The following is a 373-nucleotide window of genomic DNA, read 5'->3' as shown; positions in this document are numbered from 1 at the left end:
AACGTGACGAGCTGGACGGCCTGTACGAGTGCATCTTGTGCGCGAGCTGCTCCACGTCCTGCCCGTCGTTCTGGTGGAACCCGGACAAGTTCGTCGGCCCGGCCGGCCTGCTGCAAGCCTACCGCTTCATCGCGGATAGCCGCGATCAGGCCACCGGCGAGCGTCTGGACAACCTGAACGACCCGTACCGCCTGTTCCGCTGCCACAGCATCATGAACTGCGTCGACGTGTGCCCGAAGGGTCTCAACCCGACGAAGGCCATCGGCAAGATCAAGGAACTGATGGTTCGCCGCGCGGTATAAACCAGCGGTATAAACTGCCTCCTGCCACCACGCGGGAGGCTGCAGTATCGCAGTCTGCAGTTGAAGTAAGC

Annotated in this window: 1 protein-coding gene; it reads left to right on the top strand. The window is 62.2% G+C overall.

All coding sequences use genetic code 11. The annotated features are described in order from the left end of the window. Positions 1–302: 4Fe-4S dicluster domain-containing protein (locus AC1DCG_RS25205; protein WP_477041769.1), on the top strand; the 302-nt coding region annotated here is incomplete at its 5' end. Between the last annotated feature and the right edge of the window lie 71 nt (positions 303–373).

Source organism: Caulobacter sp. 10L414, assembly GCF_056395525.1.
This window is presented reverse-complemented; position numbering and strand designations above follow the sequence as displayed.